An 18322-nucleotide genomic window follows, 5' to 3' on the forward strand; every position below is an offset into this window, starting at 1 on the left:
AAAAAAAGGCGTCCAAAAACATGCAATGACTGCATGCTTTTGGACGCCTTTATCCTTGACCCGCGCTACGCCGCCATTGGCTTAACACGAAGTCATATCCTGATGTCGCTTACCCCCGGCCCGCCGTTATGGCCGGCCGGTCAATATCTCTTCCACCGCCAGGATGGCCGCGGCCACTTCCGTCAGCTTTTTATTTTGGTTCATTGCCATACGCCGCAGGGCGTTATAGGCCTCTTCCTCGCTTAACCGCTGATGACGCATCAGCAGCAGCTTGGCGTCTTCGACTTGCCGCCGGTCATTAAGGGTGGCGCGCAGTTGCGCCAGCTCATCGGCCAGTTCCCGCAGCCGGCGCGATTGTTGCCCGACGAGAGATAATACCGATCGTCCCAGCTGCGGGCTGAGGCCGTTATTGCCCAGCGGCTCAGCGGCGTCGTCCGGTCCGGCGGCGGCAACGAATACGCTATACTCCACCGGTTGGTCCATCTGACGCGCCAGCAGGGCTTCCAGCGCGGCATCTCCCGGCCAGTCGCCCGCGGCGTCTTGCGCGGCGTCGATGCCGGCCCGGCATAATTGCATCAATACCGCCGCCAGTCCGTCCTCGACCCCCTTCATCAGGTCGATACGGCGGGTCGTCGCCTCATACCAACGCAGGCTGTGATCCGCGGCGATGTTACCCGTGAGAACGATGCGGCGCAGCCGCTCGACATCGCAATCGCCGTCACGCGCCATCTCGCCCCAGCGCTGCAGGTTAAGGGGATCGCTGAATTCGCCGAAGGTGGCGAAACACCGCTCCTGGCCTTCAATCAGGTCCAGCAACTGTTGGCGGGCGGCGGCGCTAAATGCGCGCGCGGCAAACACCGCCGCGCCCTGCGCCCGTTCCTGCCCCGCCAGCTCTTTGCCCTGCATAAAGCTGAACATGGCGATCAACGCCCGGGAAACAGCCGGCTCCGCCGCCGTATCCGCCGCCTCGAATACCAGCGCCAGCAGGCTGCGGATCACCGCGTTGAATACCGCCGCCGCCTGCGCCTGATCGATCCCGGCCCGCCGGATGCGGCGGCGTAACGCTGGCAAACGTCCCAGCGCATAACATACCGCGGCAATTCGCCCCAGCCTTTGGCTGTCGGACGCCGGCCGATTGACGCCTTCCTCCCGGCCCAATAGCCGCAATACGGCACGCTCGGCAATAACGGCATCGCGCGCCGGTTTTTCAAGCGTATCGGCGTGCAAGCCCGAGCTCAGGTAAAGGGTGGTTACGCCACGTTCGCGTTGCAGCATATGCACCAATTGACTGACCGCCCCCACCAGTTCGCCGGTTTGCAGCAAACGTCGCAACGCCGCGATCTCGCTTTGCCGCGAGGCCTGCAGGAAACGAATAGCGGTGGAAGTATCGGCAATCAATGGGTTCATTTATCCAGTCCGGAATTGCCACGACGTGACCTGATAAACGCATATTACGTACCGCAGGACACCGGCGCCCTGCGCAGAATCAACTTTATCTGCGTCGCGCCGCTGTCTTTTCGGCCGCGCCGGGTCGGCGCGGCGCCGTTAAACCTGTGCCGTATCCCGGGCGGCGGCCGCGCCGATGCGCGCCAGAGTCGGCCACACTTTCATCAACGTGGTAACGATGGTATCCAGATCCGCGCGGGTAGCGCCGTCACGGGCCTGCACCGACATCCCCTGCAGGATACAGGTCAGGTATTTCGCCAGGGTGGGCACATGAGTGCCGGCCGGCAATTCTCCCTGGGCCTGGCGCGCGCGCAGGAAATCCGCCAGCATGTTTTCCTGGAAATGGTGCCGCGCGCGCAGCAGTTTCGCCACGGCGTCGGATGAAGACGAGAGCGCGGCGGACGTACAGATAATAAAGCAGCCCGAGGGCAAATCTTTGTCGGTGTACAGCGCCGCGGTATCGCGCAGGAAATTTTCAACCGCCTGCGCCGCCGTACAGGCGGGGTCGGCCAGCAGCACCTTGCCCCGTTCGGCGAATTTCGCCACGTAGCGTTCGGCCGCCGCGCGGAACAGGCCTTCCTTATTGCCGAACTCGCCGTACAGCGTCGGGGCCTTGGCCCCGGTGGCCTCCACCAGATCGGTCAGCGAGGTCGCTTCGTAGCCGTGGCGCCAGAACAGTTCCAGCGCTTTATCCAGCGCATCGTCACGGTCGAACTGTTTTGGGCGTCCGCGTCCTTTCCGTATGGGCGCAACATGATCGGTATTCATAACATCCTCTCTTATCGCATTTTTATGCCTGGCATCTTGCCGCTTGCACAACGTCCTTGTGGATATCAGCCGGCACCTATATAATTAACGATCATTACAAAAATTACAAGTGCCTTTCGTCACATTGCCCAAAGAATGTTAAATTTGGCGGCCATGCCTGTTCCTCCCTTGCGGCGGCCTCTCCAACCCAAAGTGAGTGAGCGTTGACAATAAAAATAAATTTTTATTATTAACAATGGCTTATCTATTATATTAACGATCATTAAAAATTTAGTTGATCAACGCCGTCAGGAGGACTAGTATTTACTTATCGAACGTTAACAAATAGCGTTGACCCACAAATCCTGCAACCAGAGTGCATAGAGAGATAAGATTATGAAAAACGTAAAATATGCCATCGCCGCCATCGCCCTGAGCGCCGTCTCTTTCGGTAGTTTTGCCGCAGAACTGGCGACCTCCGCCCCGGCGGGTCAGCAGCCGGTAGGCGTCATCAGCGCCACCGGCGGCGCCAACCTGTCTTCGCTGGAAAGCCAGCTGTCCGCCAAGGCTTCGGCCGAAGGCGCGAAGTCTTTTGTGATTACCTCCACCACCGGCCAGAATAACCTGCATGGCACGGCGGTAATTTACCAATAAGGATGGCGCCATGATGAACAAAGTTAATCTTGGTATCGTTGCCCTGGCCGCCATGGTGTCGTTCGGCAGTGTTGCCGCCGACACCATCAATACCGCCCGGTATGAGCCTCACCAGGTGGTATTGACGACCGTGGGCGCCAGGACAGGGTTGCCTACCCTGCCCGGTCATGGCAGTGAACGCGCCGTACGCGTCGATAACCGCGCCTATCCGGTAACGTCGGTGTCGGGGCGCAATAATATGCACAGTACGTCGGTCGTTTATGAATAGCGCTTTACCGGCGAGTCATCAAAAAACCCGGGCTTGGCCCATTCATTATTTTCCCTAAAGCGTTTGCGTAATATCATCGCGCAAACGCTTTTTTTTACGTTGTAACAAAATAACGCTTTCTTTTCTCCTGCCCGTTGCTATCCTCTGTCAGGAATATTCTTAATTATATCTTTATTAAAATAAATAAAAGCCCTAAATAAGCTTTTTCCTATGTTAATGAATAAATTAGCCCTGCCGTTTTCCGCCAAATTTACGCTTCCATGCAATAAACGCAAATAGAAACATCTGTGCCAAATATCTTTACGGTTGCCGCCGTTGACCCCTTTTAACGAATGGATAATCATCTAACGGTAACGTAATTATTAATATATGGAGCAAAACAATGCGTCGCATTTTAGCATTTGTCGGAATTATTGTTCTTAGCGCCGCGCTTAGCGGTTGCCTGTGGCCACCTCCTTGGGGCGGCGGCGGCGGTCATGGCGGCGGCGGCGGTTATCACCATGGCGGCGGACCGGGCCGCGGCTAAGGGTTGCGATCCTCTGGTATAAAACCCATTGAGAGCTGCGCCCCAACTGTCAGGTGCTTTTATTGACAGTTGGCGGCGCAGTTTTTTTTGCCGCCCGTCCGCTGAGGCGGCGGGTTAACCGCTCCCCTGGCCTGGCGGTTATCTCAAAGCGCAATATCCCTCTTACCGTCCTTGCAGTTATCCTGCAACCACGCCAGAATTGGCAATAATCGCCTTACTGTTAAAAAGGATGGGTTATGACCGAGCTGCGTCGATTTAAACAGGTCGATGTGTTTACCGCCACTGCGTTGATGGGCAATCCCCTGGCGGTGATCCTGGATGCCGATGGCTTATCCGATCGGCAGATGCTGGCCGTGGCCCGCTGGACTCATTTATCCGAAACCACGTTTGTCCTGCCGCCTTCGGCCGCCGGCGCCGATTATCATGTGCGTATTTTCTCCCCGGCAGGAGAATTGCCTTTTGCCGGCCATCCCACGCTCGGCACTGCCCATGCGATGCTGGAAAGCGGCTTTAGGGCCAAGGCGGCCGATAGACTCATCCAGGAGTGCGGGGTGGGCCTGGTCGCCCTCGATATCACCCGCGCCGGATGGCTGGCGTTCCAGGCGCCCGAGGCCAAAATCTATACGGTGAACGAAAGTTATTTCCCCCTGCTTAACGCCGCCGTGGGCGGCGCGACGACGGTCACCTGGTCTCCGCCGGTCGTGGTGGACATGGGGATCCGCTGGCTGGTGGCCCGGGCCGACAGCGCGCTGTCTTGTTTGCGGATGCAACCGGACGCCGTCGCCCTGGAGCGGTTGCTCAAGCGTTGCGAAGCGAACGGCCTGGCGGTATATGGCCTGCACGAGGCAAACGGCCCGGCGGATTATGAAGTCAGGGCCTTTTTGGTGGAACAGGGCGCCCTGGTGGAGGATCCGGTCACCGGCAGCGCCAATGCCTGCCTGGCGCGCCTGCTGCACGCCCAGGGATTTCCTGATAATCCGGCGTTTGCCGAGTCCTGGCGCGTCCGCCAGGGCACGGTCCTGGGGCGCGACGGCCAGGTCAGCGCGCGCTTTATCGACGGCGTGCCGTGGATTGCCGGCCAATCGGTCACCGTGATCGACGGCACGTTCAGGCTGTAGCCGTCAGGTAAATGTTAATAACCTGCATCCTTACTGTTAATAATTAGCAACAATCTGCAAACGGTGTGGCTATTGCGCATCAATCATTAACGACTACCTTTAACACTATCTTAGTGGCCGCCATGGCAAAGATGCACATGATAGGTGGTGGTTGTTATTTGAGGTAGCCTGATGAGCCAGACAGACTGCACGATTATTTTTGACGGTGTGCCGCTGACCGGCAAAGCGGATACGCCGCTGGTGGATTTCCTGGCCGCGCGGGGCGTCAACCTGCCCCATGTCTGTTATCACCCGGCGCTGGACCCGCTGAAAACCTGCGATGTCTGTTGGGTGGAGCAGGACCATCAGCTGGTGCGCGGCTGTACCCTGCGCACCCGTGACGGCATGGTGCTCAACAGCCGGGGCGCGCAGGCCCGGGCGGCGCAAGTCGAGGGCATGGACCGGCTGCTGGCCAAGCACGAGCTGTATTGCACGGTATGCGAGCACAATACCGGCGACTGTACCCTGCACAACACCATGGCGGATATGCATATCCCCATCCAGCGTTATAAGTTCGAGCGCAAGCCGTATGCGAAGGACCATTCCAATCCATTTTACACCTACGATCCCGATCAGTGCATCCTGTGCGGCCGCTGCGTGGACGCCTGCCAGAACGTCGAGGTCAACGAGACGCTGAGTATCGACTACAGCGCGGATCATCCGCGCGTACTGTGGGACGGTGGTGAAAAAATCGCCGGCTCCAGCTGCGTCAGCTGCGGTCACTGCGTCACGGTCTGTCCCTGCAACGCCTTGATGGAAAAAACCATGCAGCCGGACGCCGGGCCGTTTACCGCCATGTCTCCCGATCTGAAACGCCCGCTGATCGATATGATCAAAACCCTCGAGAACACCACCGGCGCGGAAATCATTACCGGTATCTCCATGATGGATATGCACTGGCGCCAGCCGGAAATCAAACGCACCAAAACCGTCTGCACCTATTGCGGCGTGGGCTGTTCGTTTGAAATGTGGACCCGTGACCGGCATATCCTGAAAGTGCAGCCGATGGTGGATGCGCCGGCCAACGGCATCTCCACCTGCGTCAAAGGTAAATTCGGCTGGGATTTCGTCAACAGCGAAGCGCGCCTGACCACGCCGCTGATTCGTGAAAACGGCCGTTTCCGCAAGGCCGGCTGGGATGAAGCGCTGGATCTGGTGGCCCGCCGCCTGCTGGAGATACGCAATACCCACGGCGCCGAAAGCATCGGGTTTATCGGTTCCAGCAAAGCCAGCAATGAAGAAGCCTACCTGACGCAAAAAATCGCCCGGCTGATTATCGGCACCAATAGCGTCGACAATTCGTCCCGCTACTGCCAGAACCCCGCCACCATGGGTCTGTTCCGCACCGTGGGATATGGCGGCGACGCCGGTTCCATCCAGGATCTGGAACGGGCCGAGCTGATTATTATCGTCGGCAGCAATACCGCCGAGAACCATCCGGTGATCGCCGCCCGTCTCAAGGCGGCGCGCAAGCACCGCGGCCAGCGGCTGATTGTCGTGGATCCGCGTAAACACGAAATGGCGGAACGCGCGGATCTATTCCTGCGCATCAACTCCAGCACCGATATGGTCTGGGCGTCCGCCATGGCGCGTTATATGTTTGATCATGGCTATGCGGATACGGACTTCCTGGCGGCACGGGTAAACCAGGTGGACGCGTACCGCCAATCCCTGGCGCCTTTTACCCTGGCGTTCGCCGAGCGGATCACCGGCATCGCGCGCCGGCAGTTGATTGACGCCGCCGAAATGATTGGCCGGGCATCCTCCGTCTGCATACTGTGGGCGATGGGCATTACCCAGCACAGCCACGGGGCGGATACCAGCACGGCGCTGTCGAACCTGCTGCTCGTGACCGGCAACTACGGCCGGCCCGGTACCGGCGGATACCCGATGCGCGGCCATAATAACGTGCAGGGGGCCAGTGATTTCGGCTGCCTGAAGGATTTTTATCCCGGCTATGAAAAGGTCACCGATCCCCAGGTGCGCGCCAAATGGGCCAAGGCCTGGGGCGTGGCGCCGGACCGCCTGTCCGATAAGGCCGGCGACGATAATTTCACCATGGTGAAGCATGCGAAAGAGAAAAAAATCAAGGCGATGTATGTGATTGGCGAGGAAACGGCATTCTCTGACGCCGATGCCGCCAATGTGCATGAGGGGTTTACCAATCTGGATTTTCTGGTGGTGCAGGACCTGTTTATGAGCCGCACCGCCGAATTCGCCGACGTGGTGTTGCCCGGCTGCCCGAGCGTGGAAAAAGAGGGGTCGTTTGTGAATACCGAGCGCCGCATCCAGCGTTTTTATGAAGTGATGCCGCCGCTCGGCGATAGCCGGCCGGACTGGCGCATCCTCACCGACCTGGCGGCCAGGATGGGCCATCCCTGGGGTTACACCCATCCTTCGCAGATCATGGCCGAGGCCGCCGGTATCGCCAAGGTCTTCGCCGGCGTGACCTATGAACGGCTGGCGGGATGGCAATCGCTGCTTTGGCCGGTCAAGGCCGACGGTACCGACACGCCGCTGCTGTATACCGACGGTTTCCATACCGAGGACGGCAAGGCCGTCCTTTATCCGCTGGAATGGAAGCCGCCCGCCGAGGCGCAGGACGGCGAATATGATTTAATGCTGAATAACGGCCGGATGCTGGAGCATTTCCAGTCCACCAACCAGACCGGACGCGGAGGTCGCCTCCTCTCCCTGTCGCCGGACTGGTTTGTGGAAATCAGCCCGGCGCTGGCGGCGGAGCGGGGCATCGAGGAAGGCGCCTGGCTACGCCTGGCCTCGCGGCGCGGCGCCGTCGAGGTGCCGGCGGTGATTACCGATCGGGTGCAGGGCAATACCCTGTTTCTCCCCATTCATCTGGGCAAGGACGGCGTTAACGCCCTGACCGGCGAGCATCACGATCCGGATGTGAATACCCCCGCCTATAAAGAGCTGGCGGTTAAACTTACCGTGCTGCCCCGGGAGAACATGGTTTCGCCCCTGCCGCGCCATAATTTCCGCTATGGCTCCCGTACCCCCATCGACAAGGTGCCCGTGGAGCAGAAATGGCGGCGCGACGATTACCTGCCGCCGCCTGAACAAGAACCTCATCCGGAGAAATTCTAATGGCTAAACCTATCGGTTATACGGTGGAGGCTCCGAAAATCGGGCCGGATGCCCATGAGGAGCTGGAACGCTTGCTGCAAACCCTGCACGAGCACGGCGTGCTGCGCCTGGCCAACGACCTGGTGGCCGCCAATAACCAGATAGCGCGGGTGCTGGTCAACGGGCTCAACCGGGAAGGCTCGCTGAACGTTATCCAGAACCTGTCGGTGCTGGCCATGGCGTTATCCACCTTTCCTCCCGGTCAATTCTACAAGATGGTGTTCGCCGTGCGCGATATGGTCGATGTGATAAGCCGCGCGCGGGAAGGAAACGACGCTCCCCAGGATGCGCCGGGAGTCCGGGGACTGTATAAGATGCTTAACGACGACGCCTTCTGGCAGGGGATTACGCCGTTTATCGACGGCATGAAGGCCTTTAGCCGCCGCATGGATGAAGAGGTGGATAAACCCATCTCTTCGTTTACCGGCAAGCCCAGCGACGCCTGAGGTCAAACACGGCAATTGCTGCCGAAGCAAGGGTCCGATGGAACACGTTTCTGCGCTGCTGATTGCGCGCGCCCAGTTTGCCTTCACCATAGGTTTTCATATCGTGCTGGCCGCCTTTACCATCGGCCTGGCCCTTTTTTTGACGGCGCTGGAAGGCCTGTGGCTATGGCGGCGGCGCCAGGTCTATCTGGACCTGTATCGGTATTGGCTCAAGATCTTTGCGCTTAACGTGGCGGTGGGCGTGGTGTCCGGGGTGGTGATGGAGTTTGAGTTCGGCACCAACTGGGGGGTGTTCTCCGCGCGGGCGGGCGCGATTATCGGGCCGCCGATGTTTTATGAAGTGCTGGTGGCGTTTTTCCTGGAAGCCGGTTTTATGGGCATTATGCTGTTCGGCATGCAGAAGGTCGGGCCGAAACTGCATTTTTTCACCACCTGCATGGTGGCGCTGGGTTCCCTGTTCAGCGCGTTCTGGATTATCTCCGCCAACTCCTGGATGCAAACCCCGGCGGGTTTTTTGATGGACGACGGCGGTCGTTTCCACCCGCAGGACTGGCTGGCGATTATCTTCAATCCTTCCTTTGGCTATCGGCTGGCGCATATGCTGCTGGCCGCCGTACTCGGCACCGCGTTTATGGTGGCGGCAGCCGGTGCCCGGCATCTGCTGCGCGACAGCCGCAATCCGGCGGCCCGGGTGATGTTTTCCTGGGCGCTGTGGACCGTGGCCGTCGCCGCGCCCTTGCAAATTATCGCCGGGGATTTGCACGGCGAAAATACCCTGCGCCACCAGCCGCAAAAAGTGGCCGCCATGGAGGGCGACTGGGACCGACCGCCGCCGGGCGCCGGGGAGCCGATGCGGCTGTTCGCGTTGCCGGACATGACGGCGCGGCGCAACCATTGGGAGGTGTCGATTCCCCGACTTGGCTCGCTCTATCTACGCCATAACCTTACCGGCACCATTAAAAGCCTGAATGAGTTTCCGCCCCAGGACATCCCGCCGGTGCCACTGGTGTTTTTCGCCTTTCGCGTCATGGTGGGCCTGGGGCTGGTGATGGCCCTGGCGGGCATCGCGGGCGTGGCGTTGCGCTGGCGGGGCGCCCTGTGGCGCGCGCGCTGGCTGCAGCGCATCATGGTGCCGCTGGCGCCGGCGGGATTTATCGCCATGCTGGCCGGTTGGGTGGTTACCGAGGCCGGCCGCCAGCCGTTTATGGTCTACGGCCTGACGCGTACCTATGAGGGGATCTCGCCGGTATCCATGGCCCTAATCATCGCCTCCGCCATCGCCGTGGCGATGGTTTATCTGCTGGTGTTCGGCACCGGGCTGCTCTTTATGCTGCGCCTGCTGGCGCAACCGCCCCGGCCGGGGGAAGAAGGTCCGGTGCCGTCGCTGGCGCGGCAGACCGGCGATGGCGCGACGTACGCGGGCCAGGACGCCGCGCCGCCGCCGGAGCAACACCCGTAACACGACGAATGCAGGAGTTTATCCTATGCCGGAGCTGATTTTTTCCGCCGCCGCGCTGCAACTATTATCCGCCGCCGCGCTGGCCTTCAGCGTGCTGATCTATGTCTTGCTGGACGGTACCGATTTGGGCGTCGGCATGCTGTATGCGTTTAACCGCGCCGAAGCGGATCGCCAGGTCATGACGCTCTCGCTGCTGCCCGTTTGGGACGGCAACGAGACCTGGCTGGTACTGGGCGGCGGCGGCCTGCTGGCCCTGTTCCCCGCCGCCTACGCCATTCTGCTGAGCGCCCTGTATCTGCCGGTATTTCTCATGCTGCTGGCGCTGATAGCGCGCGGCATGGCGATTGAATACCGCGACCGCGCCGACCCGCAAAAGCGGTGGCGGTTCGATCTGATGCTGATGGGCGGTTCGGCGCTGGCCGCCGCCGGCCAGGGCGTGATCATGGGTACGTTTATCCAGGGTATTCCCCATGACGGCGCGCATTATACCGGCGGCGGCTGGGAATGGCTGGGGGTATTTCCGCTATTCTGCGGCCTGGCGCTGATGGCCGGTTACGCGCTGCTGGGCGCCTGCTGGCTGATATGGCGTACGGAAGGAATGCTGCAGGCGCGCGCACGCGCGCTCGCCCGGCGGCTTGGCCCATTGGCCCTGGCGCTGGTTGCGCTGCTGACGCTGTGGACCTGCGGCCTGCATGAGGAGTACCGCCGGCATCTGTCCGATCTGCGTTTCACCCTGCCCGCCGCGCTGTTGCTGCTGGCGGTCGCCGGCGGATTCCGGCGGGCGCTGTCCGCCCGGGTTGCCCTGCTGCCGCTGTGCCTGGCGCTGGGGGGCGTGGTGCTGACATTCGCCCTGCTGCTGCTGGCGGTATATCCGGCGATGATCCCGCCCCGGCTGTCAATAAGCGCCGCGTCCTCGCCGCCCCTGAGCCAGGGATTTGTGCTGATTGGCTTCGCGGTGCTAATCCCCATCACCCTGGCCTACAACACCTTTGGTTTTTGGGTGTTTCGCGGCAAAATCCACGCTCAGGCCAAAGGCCCCTTATCGGGTAAGTGACCGGCGTCTTCCGCCAGCGCCCCCCGCGCGTCCTTTTGCGCCTTATGGGCCGCTTCCCGTTGCTGGTTTTTTTCCCGCAGCGCCTTGGCGCGGCTTTCAAGGCCCAGGTACAGCACCAGCGCCAGCAGCAGCGGCGCGATGAAATAGATCGCCCGGTAGGCCAGCAGGGCGGCGATAATGGTGCCATGGGACAGATGCTCGCTGCCCAGCATGGCGACAAATACGCCCTCGAGCACGCCGATGCCCGCCGGGATATGCACGATAACCCCGGCGATGCTGCTGACCAGCAGCACGCCGAGCACCAGCGGAAAATCGACTTTGTCGTTCAGCAAAATGTAGATAATGGCGGCCATCGCCAGCCAGTTGGCGCAGGAGGCCACCAGCTGCGCGCCGGCCATGCGCAGCGACGGCAGCACCAGCTTCTGGCCCTTGATGGTCCAGCGCCGGCGTTTGGCAAAGGCGCACAGCCAAAAATAAGCGGCGATCAGCAGCAGCAGGACCACGCCCGTCAGGCGCAGCGCCAGCTCGCCGATACCCCATTTAGCCGGCAGATGCAGCACCCCGAACGCGCAGACGATGCCGGAAAGCAGGATATATCCCAGCCAGTTGGTGGCCAGGCTCAGGCTGAAGATACGGGTGATGGCGCTGTTGGACAAACCGAGGCGTGAATAGAGCCGGTAGCGCATGCCGATGCCGCCGACCCAGGCGCTGAGGGTGAGGGTAAAGGCATAACAGATGAAGGAAACCAGCATCACCTGCTTTTTCGCCAGCTTATGGCCGCAATAGGCGCGGCCGATAAGATCGTAGACGCCATACAGCAGGTAACTGAACACCGCCAGCCCAATCACCATCAGCAGCGCATTGAGCCGGTAGCCGGTAATGGCCTGCTCCACATCATCCCAGTCCACCTTGCGGGCATAGACCACCAGCAAGATAATGACGCCGATAAAAAACAGGCCGGTCAGGATTTTTTTAGCCATCGACCAGGCGCGGTGGCGTTTACCGGCGGGGCGTTTTCGGGTCATGATTTTGCCCCCTCGTTTTCGGGTTCGGCGCGATCCTGGGTTTCCATTTCCGGCTGGACCGGCGGCGCCACCAGCGATAATTTCGGCGTATGGGCGGGAAGCCAGCCGACCCAGGCCGGGAAGTGGCGCAGGAAATGGAACACCAGCACGCTTTTCACCACATGCCAGTAGGTCTGCTTGGGCACCATGCTTTCGTCAATTAACCGGCAATCGTTTTCAATCAGCCCGTTAAGATTGTCGCGCAGTTGCTGCGTGAAGGCGGTGTCATGGATGATCAGGTTGGCCTCCAGGTTCAGCGCCAGGCTGAGCGGGTCAAGATTACTTGACCCGACGGTGGCCCAGCTATCGTCCATGACGGCCACTTTGCCGTGCAGCGGACGGCGGCAATATTCATAGATTTTCACCCCTTCCGGCACCAGATAATTGTATAACATGCGCGCGCCGACCGTCACGATCGGCATATCCGGCTCGCCCTGGACAATCAGCACCATGCGCACGCCGCGCCGGGCGGCGTTGCGCATCTCCTTCAAAAGGCGGTAGCCGGGGAAAAAATAGGCATTGGCGATGATGACCTCGCGTTTTGCGCCGCGCAGCATATCGATATAGTGGCGCTCTATATCGGTATCGTGTTCATCGTTATCCCGATAGACAAACAGCGCCTGGGCTTCGCCAGGCTGGCGGTTATGGGCCGGCAGCCTGGAGCGCCGGCGCAGCCAGCTGCGATGGTGATCTTCCTTATACAAGGCCTGTAGGGTAAAGCGATGGATATCCTCCACCACCGGCCCCTCCACCTCCACCGCATAGTCCTGCTTGGCCTCCGGGCCGTAGTCGCTCAGGTGCTCGGCGGAAAAATTAATGCCGCCGATAAAGGCGATAACGCCGTCCACCACCACGATTTTACGATGCAGGCGGCGGAACAGATTGGTGCGCATGCCCATAAACGCCGGGCGGGGATCGTAATAACGGAAATGCACTCCCGCGGCGGTAAGGGCGCCGACGTAGCTGTCGGACAGATCCGCCGAGCCGTAACCGTCGACCATGATTTCCACCCGCACCCCGCGCCTGGCGGCGGCAATCAGGTTTTCCTGCAGCGCCTTGCCGACTTTATCCTCGAACAGGATAAAAGTCTCCAGCAGCACCTCTTTCCTGGCCTGGCCGATGCGCTCGTACAGGGCCGGGAAAAACGCTTCGCCGTTTTCCAGCAGCTTGATGCGATTGCCGTCGCGCCACTCCATATTCATATTCATAAATGGATCTCCACGGCGAGGGGAGCATGGTCGGATAAATGCGACCAGGGTTGGTTGGCCAGGGAGGTCGGCTCGCTGATGCGGGCGTTCCTGACATAAATACGGTCCAGGCGCAGCAGGGGAAAGCGGGCGGGGAAAGTACGGGCCGGTCGGCCGCGCGCCTGGGTAAAGACCTCCACCAGGCCGGCTTCGCGCCGCAAAAGCGTATTGGCGCGCTGGCGCCAGTCGTTGAAATCACCGGCCACCACCAGCGGCGCATCCGCCGGCAGCGTGGCGATATGCCTGCTCATGCGCAGCATCTGCTCGCGGCGATGCGCTTCCTTCAGCCCCAGGTGCACGCAAATCATATGCAGCTCCAGCTCACGGCCGGGCACCTGCAGCACGCAGTGCAGCATGCCGCGCTTCTCCGTGCCGTCGATGGACACGTCCAGATTGCTTTGGCGGCTGATGGGGAAACGGGAAAGCAGCGCATTGCCGTGATCGCCGTCGGGATAGACCGCGTTGCGCCCGTAGGCGAAATCGGCCCACATGGTGTCGGCCAGAAATTCGTACTGCGGCACCACCGGCCAGTTATCGAAGCGTTGCGAATGCTTTTCGTGCGTGCCCAGGACTTCCTGGAGGAACACGATATCGGGCGCCACGGTACGCACCGCTTCGCGCAGTTCCGGCAGTATAAAACGCCGGTTAAAGGCGGCAAAGCCCTTATGGGTATTGATGGTCAGCACCTTAAAGGAAAATCCCTGCTCCACTTGCGGCATGCCCGGTACATCCTTATTTTGATGATAATCCGTTCGCAGCATGATCTCGAACCCCTGCAAAATTAAGCGGCAAAAACCCACTCCCCGATATAGCGCGGGTAGAATAGGTGAGAAGTCATTATTAGTTAATGTGCTTACTATCTTAGCTGCTGCCGGGCAACCTCGCCAAGTTTGACCGCGGCGGTTATCTCCGGGTGTCATAAAAATGACATCCGGGTTACGTAGACTTACACAATAATAAATTCAGACATACCCTTCTTCTCGTCCGGCAACAGGAGCCTTCTTTATGCCGCATCCGCACCAACCCGTACTTTCCCTCGTCCTGACCCTCGCCCTGGCGGGCGGCAACGGCCTGCTCGCGCGCAGCGTATCGGCCGCCGGCGCGGACAGCCTGCGCGCGGCGCAGGGGGATATTACCCAGCCCGGCGGCGCACGCCGCCTGCAGGCCGATCAGACCGAGGCGCTGAAGGCGGCGCTGAACAACCAGCAGGCAAAAAACGTCATCCTGCTGATTGGTGACGGCATGGGGGACTCGGAAATCACCGCCGCGCGCAACTACGCGCTGGGCGCGGGCAACGCGTTCCCCGGGATCGACGCGCTGCCGCTGACCGGTCAATACACCCATTACGCGCTGGACAAGACCACCCATAAACCCGGCTACGTCACCGACTCGGCGGCGTCGGCCACCGCGTGGTCCACCGGGGTGAAAACCTATAACGGCGCGCTGGGCGTCGATGTGTTCGGCAAGGATCATATGACCATCCTGGAACTGGCCAAGGCGGCCGGTAAAGCCACCGGCAATGTGTCCACCGCTGAACTGGAGGACGCCACCCCGGCGGCGCTGGTGGCCCACGTCAGCTCCCGCAAATGCTACGGCCCGGAAGTGACCAGTAAAGATTGCCCCACCCAGGCGCTGGAAAACCAGGGGCGCGGCTCCATTGCCGAACAGTTGCTGGCGGCCCGCGCCGACGTGACGCTGGGCGGCGGCGCCAAAACCTTTGGCGAAACCGCCAAGGCCGGGGAGTGGCAGGGTAAAACCCTGCGGGAACAAGCCGTGGCGCGCGGCTATCAGCTGGTGAGCGACCTGGATGGCCTGAACGGCGTAGCCCTGGCCAACCAGGACAAACCCTTGCTGGGCCTGTTTGCCGAGGGCAATATGCCGGTGCGCTGGCAGGGCCCGAAAGCCGTCTATCACGGCAATATCGATAAGCCGCCGGTTACCTGTAGCGATAATCCCAAACGCGGCGCCGGGGTGCCTACCCTGGCGGCCATGACGCAAAAAGCCATCGATCTGCTGAAAACCCATCCCAACGGCTTTTTCCTGCAGGTTGAAGGCGCATCCATTGATAAACAGGACCATGCCGCCAACCCGTGCGGCCAGTTCGGCGAGACGGTGGACCTGGATGAAGCGGTGCAAAAGGCGCTGGAATTCGCCCGCGCCGACGGCCATACGCTGGTGGTGGTCACCGCCGATCACGCCCACTCCAGCCAGATTATCGAAGCGGACGCCAAGGCCCCCGGCCTGACCCAGGCGCTGACCACGAAAGACGGCGCGGTGATGGCCATCAGCTACGGCAATTCTGAAGACCCCGAATCCCAGGGACATACCGGCACCCAGCTGCGTATCGCCGCCTTCGGTCCCTATGCGGGCAACGTGGCCGGCCTGACCGACCAGACGGATTTGTTCTATACCATGCGCGACGCGCTGGGCATTAAACAATAATTACCGCCAGGGACGCCTCCCGCCTTACCGCCGTGCCGGCGGTAAGGCGGGAATGGACCAGGGTATCGCGCCATGGCGTATCATCCCTTGTCATTTTCCGTCGCCGGGAAGGATTTTCCGCACGGTGAGACTTGCCTAAACCCGTCATTTTCTTTAGCCTGCGAACTGGCTCCGCTCCCATAAGATCAGGTGACATGTCAGAGCAAAGCGCGCCCGCGCTGAAGGAAATCTTTAACCACGCCCGGCTGCGCGATATCGCGGCGCACACCGCCGCCGTCCACCCCGGTTTTGACGGCGCCCGCTTCCTGGCGGCCACCGGCGACGGACTGGACCAATTATCGCTGATGGCGCGCCTGCGGCGGGTAAGCGTCTGCCTGCACGACGGCCTGCCGGCGGACTATGGGCAGGCGCTGGCGATTTTACGCCGGCTGGCGCCGCGGCTGGACAATCGCTTTGTCACCCTGGTATTGCCGGAGTATGTGGCGATGTACGGGCTGGATGAGTACGATCTGTCGATGGAGGCCCTGCGCTTTTTTACCCCGTTCGGCTCCTCGGAATTCGCGGTGCGCCCCTACCTGCGCCAGGATCTGTCCCGCGGGCTGGCGCTGATGGAACGCTGGTCGCGCGACGATGACGAGCACGTCCGCCGGCTGGCCAGCGAAGGCAGCCGGCCGCGCCTGCCCTGGTCGTTCCGCCTGGAGGCGCTGCGGGCCGACCCGTCGCCGGTGAAACCCATTCTCGACAACCTGCGCGCCGATCCCAGCCTGTACGTACGCAAATCCGTGGCGAATCATCTCAACGATATCACCAAGGATCATCCCGAGTGGGTCATGGACCTGCTGGAGGGATGGGAATTGCATCATCCCCCCACCGCCTGGATCGCCCGTCACGCGTTGCGCAGCCTGATCAAGCAGGGGGACCGGCGGGCGCTGGGGCTTATCGGCGCCGGCGAGGCGGCGCAGGTCAGCCTGGAGGAGATGCGCGTGAGTCCCGGGGAAATCCGGCTGGGAGACAAGGTGACCGTGGCGTTCCGGCTGCGCTCGACCTCGCCCCTGCCCCAGCGGCTGGTGATTGATTACGCCATCCACTATGTGAAAAAATCCGGCGGCACATCGGCCAAAGTGTTCAAACTGAAAACCCTGACGCTGGCGCCGCATGCAAGCGTTGAGATTAGCCGCAGCCAGTCCATCCGCAACTTTACCACCCGCATGCACTATGCCGGCAGACATGCCGTCGAGGTCTTTATCAACGGCGAATGCCTGGCGCGGGGCGCGTTTTTTATTGTCTAGCGCGACAGGGGTTTCACCATATTCACCCCGGTAACGTGGAAACCGCAGGCATCATACAGCGCCCGGGCGCCGGGATTATCGGCCGCCACCCTTAGCCCCAGTTCGGTCACGCCCTGGGCGCGCAACCGCTGATCCAGCTGCGCCAGCGCGCTGCGTCCGAGCCCGCGGCGGCGCCAGGCGGGCAGGATGCAGAAATCGGAGATATAGGCCGCCTCGTCTTTGCACGTGATCCATAAATACCCCGCCACCGTCGGTGCGCCTGGCCGGTCCGCCGCGTCGCCGGCCTCGATGCAGTACAGCTGGTTATCCGGCGTCGCCACCCCCTGCGGTAAATACCCGTCAATGCTGGCGATGGCGTTGATCCTGCCCTGCCCGATATCGTAACCGTGGTTGGCGCTCAGGTCCCGGGCGTATTCCCCGATAAAAAATGGCGATAATCGGGGTATTCCCCGGCGGTCATATTCCTCAGATGAATCATAGCGCTACCCGTTATCATAACGTGCTTATCCACGCCGGCGCCCCTGATGCAAAGCCAGGGCTTATCCGGCCACCGGCACATCATAAGCCGCTGACGCCACCGTCGACAATCAATTCACTGCCGACGACAAACGCCGATTCATCGGACGCCAGATAGACCGCCGCCTTGGCCAGCTCCAGCGGCGTGCCCAGCCTGCCGAGCGGCACCAGTTGCTTGATTTGCGCCAGCAGGGCCGCATAGGCCGCCCCGTCCAGGCCCAGTTTTTCCAGCGCCGGGGTTTGCGTCGGGCCGGGGCTTAAGCTGTTGACACGGATGCCGCGCGCCAGCAGTTCCCCCGACAGGGTCCGGGAGAGCGACAGCAGTCCGGCTTTGCTGGCGGCATACGGGCCGCTTTGCGGCAGGCCGATATGCGCGCTGACCGAACCGCATAAAATCACCGAGGCCGGTGCATGCAGCAGCGGCAACAGTGACTGCACCAAAAAAAACGGCCCCTTCAGATTGGTCGCCATCAGGCGATCCCAGGCGGCTTCATCCCATTCCTCCAGCGGACGGTGGGTCACGTCGGCGGCATTGATCAGCAGCACATCCAGCCGGGGCCACAAGGTGGCAAGCGCTTGGGCCAGGAGCGGCTGGGCGGCCACATCGCCCGCGTCGCTTTGCAGGCATACCACCCGTTCGCCCAGATCCGCGGCGGCGCGCGCCAGCGCATCGGCGTTGCGTCCGGTGATGGCGACGGTGGCGCCCTCGGCCAGGAACTGACGGGCGGTTTCCAGCCCGATACCGCTGGTGCCGCCGGTGATCAAGGCAAATTTATCGGCTAAACGAGGCATTTTTATCTCTCTGACAGGTGAAAAATGCCATTATTTATAAGATAGTATTAAAATGATAGTAGGTACCAATA

At 61.1% G+C, this 18322-nt stretch carries 16 protein-coding genes; 9 read left to right on the forward strand and 7 right to left on the reverse strand.

Annotated features, from left to right (window positions below):
* Positions 1-126: 126 nt before the first annotated feature.
* Positions 127-1398 (reverse strand): nitrate- and nitrite sensing domain-containing protein, encoded by a 1272-nt coding sequence (locus ACL2XM_RS18280; RefSeq protein WP_410016635.1) that lies wholly within the window; start codon positions 1396-1398, stop codon positions 127-129.
* Between the two features lie 147 nt (positions 1399-1545).
* Positions 1546-2214, reverse strand: a complete 669-nt coding sequence (locus ACL2XM_RS18285; protein WP_410012246.1) for a TetR/AcrR family transcriptional regulator — start codon at positions 2212-2214, stop codon at positions 1546-1548.
* A gap of 375 nt (positions 2215-2589) precedes the next feature.
* On the opposite strand from ACL2XM_RS18285, the gene bhsA reads away from it, so the two are divergent.
* The 7 genes from bhsA to cydB all read left to right on the forward strand — a co-directional run bounded on the left by bhsA (position 2590) and on the right by cydB (position 10901).
* Positions 2590-2847, forward strand: coding sequence for a multiple stress resistance protein BhsA (gene bhsA / locus ACL2XM_RS18290; RefSeq protein WP_410012247.1), 258 nt, complete (start codon positions 2590-2592; stop codon positions 2845-2847).
* Positions 2848-2857: 10 nt separating this feature from the next.
* Positions 2858-3115, forward strand: coding sequence for a hypothetical protein (locus ACL2XM_RS18295; RefSeq protein WP_410012248.1), 258 nt, complete (start codon positions 2858-2860; stop codon positions 3113-3115).
* 762 nt (positions 3116-3877) lie between these two features.
* A complete protein-coding gene (locus tag ACL2XM_RS18300; RefSeq protein ID WP_410012249.1) occupies positions 3878-4759 on the forward strand; it encodes a PhzF family phenazine biosynthesis protein in 882 nt (293 codons plus the stop codon).
* A gap of 171 nt (positions 4760-4930) precedes the next feature.
* Positions 4931-7903, forward strand: coding sequence for a formate dehydrogenase subunit alpha (gene fdhF, locus ACL2XM_RS18305; protein WP_413731342.1), 2973 nt, complete (start codon positions 4931-4933; stop codon positions 7901-7903).
* A complete protein-coding gene (locus ACL2XM_RS18310; protein ID WP_410012251.1) occupies positions 7903-8388 on the forward strand; it encodes a DUF1641 domain-containing protein in 486 nt (161 codons plus the stop codon). The genes fdhF and ACL2XM_RS18310 overlap by 1 nt, the downstream gene beginning before the upstream one ends.
* A gap of 37 nt (positions 8389-8425) precedes the next feature.
* Positions 8426-9847: a cytochrome ubiquinol oxidase subunit I gene (locus ACL2XM_RS18315; protein WP_410012252.1), complete on the forward strand. Its 1422-nt coding sequence runs from the start codon at positions 8426-8428 to the stop codon at positions 9845-9847.
* 25 nt (positions 9848-9872) lie between these two features.
* Positions 9873-10901, forward strand: coding sequence for a cytochrome d ubiquinol oxidase subunit II (cydB, locus tag ACL2XM_RS18320; RefSeq protein WP_413728930.1), 1029 nt, complete (start codon positions 9873-9875; stop codon positions 10899-10901).
* On the opposite strand, the gene ACL2XM_RS18325 is transcribed toward cydB, so the two are convergent.
* Genes ACL2XM_RS18325 through ACL2XM_RS18335 form a run of 3 tightly spaced genes read right to left on the reverse strand, consistent with a single transcriptional unit; the run spans position 10871 to position 13931 of the window.
* Positions 10871-11926, reverse strand: a complete 1056-nt coding sequence (locus ACL2XM_RS18325) for a lysylphosphatidylglycerol synthase domain-containing protein (protein ID WP_413728931.1) — start codon at positions 11924-11926, stop codon at positions 10871-10873. The genes cydB and ACL2XM_RS18325 overlap by 31 nt on opposite strands.
* Positions 11923-13167: a cardiolipin synthase ClsB gene (gene clsB / locus ACL2XM_RS18330; protein ID WP_410016636.1), complete on the reverse strand. Its 1245-nt coding sequence runs from the start codon at positions 13165-13167 to the stop codon at positions 11923-11925. Before clsB ends, ACL2XM_RS18325 begins: the two co-directional genes overlap by 4 nt.
* A gap of 2 nt (positions 13168-13169) precedes the next feature.
* Entirely contained in the window at positions 13170-13931 is a 762-nt protein-coding gene (locus tag ACL2XM_RS18335; protein WP_413733235.1) for an endonuclease/exonuclease/phosphatase family protein, read from the reverse strand.
* A gap of 286 nt (positions 13932-14217) precedes the next feature.
* Between ACL2XM_RS18335 and phoA the strand changes: the two genes are divergently transcribed.
* A complete protein-coding gene (gene phoA, locus ACL2XM_RS18340; RefSeq protein WP_410012255.1) occupies positions 14218-15654 on the forward strand; it encodes an alkaline phosphatase in 1437 nt (478 codons plus the stop codon).
* 194 nt (positions 15655-15848) lie between these two features.
* Entirely contained in the window at positions 15849-16943 is a 1095-nt protein-coding gene (locus tag ACL2XM_RS18345) for a DNA alkylation repair protein (RefSeq protein WP_410012256.1), read from the forward strand.
* On the opposite strand, the gene ACL2XM_RS18350 is transcribed toward ACL2XM_RS18345, so the two are convergent.
* Both ACL2XM_RS18350 and ACL2XM_RS18355 read right to left on the reverse strand, forming a co-directional pair.
* Entirely contained in the window at positions 16940-17263 is a 324-nt protein-coding gene (locus ACL2XM_RS18350; RefSeq protein WP_413731344.1) for a GNAT family N-acetyltransferase, read from the reverse strand. The genes ACL2XM_RS18345 and ACL2XM_RS18350 overlap by 4 nt on opposite strands.
* 238 nt (positions 17264-17501) lie before the next feature.
* A complete protein-coding gene (locus ACL2XM_RS18355; protein WP_410012258.1) occupies positions 17502-18251 on the reverse strand; it encodes an SDR family oxidoreductase in 750 nt (249 codons plus the stop codon).
* Between the last annotated feature and the right edge of the window lie 71 nt (positions 18252-18322).

It is taken from the genome of Sodalis sp. RH20 (assembly GCF_047324205.1).
Classification (GTDB): Bacteria; Pseudomonadota; Gammaproteobacteria; order Enterobacterales; family Enterobacteriaceae; genus Acerihabitans.